Origin of the sequence: Trichococcus sp. (assembly GCF_049589555.1) — a bacterium.
Lineage (GTDB): Bacteria > Bacillota > Bacilli > Lactobacillales > Aerococcaceae > Trichococcus.
Map to the genome: position 1 here is coordinate 1 of NZ_JBAWAZ010000227.1, position 1,616 is coordinate 1,616.

3 protein-coding genes are annotated in these 1,616 nt (G+C 42.4%); all 3 read left to right on the forward strand.

Going from position 1 to position 1,616, the window contains the following annotated elements:
* Positions 1–470: hypothetical protein (locus WBV27_RS08580; RefSeq protein WP_424201198.1), on the forward strand; the 470-nt coding region annotated here is incomplete at its 5' end.
* Positions 471–554: 84 nt separating this feature from the next.
* On the forward strand, positions 555–1,085 hold the full coding sequence (locus WBV27_RS08585; RefSeq protein WP_424201200.1) for a DUF2703 domain-containing protein: 531 nt from the start codon (positions 555–557) through the stop codon (positions 1,083–1,085).
* Between the two features lie 45 nt (positions 1,086–1,130).
* Positions 1,131–1,616: methyltransferase family protein (locus WBV27_RS08590; protein ID WP_424201202.1), on the forward strand; the 486-nt coding region annotated here is incomplete at its 3' end.

A 1,616-nucleotide genomic window follows, 5' to 3' on the forward strand; every position in this document is an offset into this window, starting at 1 on the left:
GCCAAATCAGGGAGTTGGAAAGCAGCGATCTGATCGGGAATGTGGATGCGTACGCGGCTATCCAGGGTGTGCTTGCGGAATCGGCAGCTCCGACGCCAGTCAAAGTGTTCATCATCGAACACGATGAATCTGTTGAGGAAGGAGCCGGAGAAAAATACGTGTATTCGCCGCACTATTTTGATTTGCCTGAGGAATTGCAGGCGAAGTCTGATGCCGAAATGAACGTGTTGGTGAAACTGCGCAGCTATTACATGGAAACCGGAACCTATTCGAATGAAGGGATTGCCTACACGCGCTATGTCCAAATAACCATCCTGGACAGGGCGGCCGGCACCATTATCCACGAGGAAACAATGATCGGATCGGCGCCATTCAGCATCAGTGAAGATCAGTCCGCAGGGTATGGTTATGTACCCGAATACCAAGTATTAGAGAAAATTCTGGCTTATTTTGGCTATGCAGATGAATGAGGAACGTTTTCACGATTCAGGTCATTTCTAAATATAGGACAAAATCAACTCAATGCGCTGTCCTCATGAAAGGTGAAGAGAATTATGAGTAATAACAAAGATGGGTGTTCTTGCAGGGGTGATTGCTGCCCACAAAAACAAGTGAAAAAGAAAATTGACATCGATTTCTTGTATTTGGATTTAAATACATGCAAAAGGTGTCAGGGGGCTGAAAGTAATTTGGATCAGGCCATAAATGAAGTTTCGGCAGTTTTTACATCTGCTGGCTATGAAGTGAGCGTAAATAAAGTAAATATCTCATCACCTGAGTTGGCAAGCAAATATGAATTTCTCAGTTCGCCAACTATAAGAATCAACGGTAACGACATCTCCTTGGATGTTACAGAAACTTCTTGCAAGGACTGCGGAGATATTTGCGGAGATTCTGTAGATTGCAGATCCTGGATATATGAAGGTATTGAACATCCTGAACCACCAAAAGAAATGCTCGTGAATGCAATTTTGAAAGAAATATATGGAGAGCATTCAGAATCTCCGAAATCCAAAAAAGAGTATACAGTGCCGGATAATCTAAGAGCATTCTTCACTGGGACTGCGGCAAAGAAAGAGGAATGAGAAGACTGATTGGGTTACTTCCGTACATTATCTTCTATGTGCAGTATGGAAAATATTGAGGTGCTGACTGTGAATATGATTGGTTTGATACTATATTTTTCCTTCTACATAAGCTTCTACATCAAAATGTTTGTGCAAAGCAGCCACGGCATCAAAACTATCCAAATCGGAAGAGGGAATAAACCTAAAAAAACAGGTATCATCGAAGTTAGTCTGGTGATCATGCTGTTGATAACAGCATTGACCCAATTCCTGACTATTTTATTCGACGAAAAACTTCCTATCATCGTACAGCATGACGGTGTCAGATACTTTGGGGCTATTCTTTCCGCAACTGGGATCACAGTACTGATTGTAGCCATGGCAACGTTGGGCGACAGTTGGAGAGGCGGTATTGATTACAAGCAGAAAACGGCATTGATAACGACGGGAATATACAAGTACAGCAGAAATCCAGGTTTTGTCGGATTTGATTTGTTCTTTATCGGAATGGCGTTGCTGTTTTCGAACATGGTAAATGTCATCTTTTCC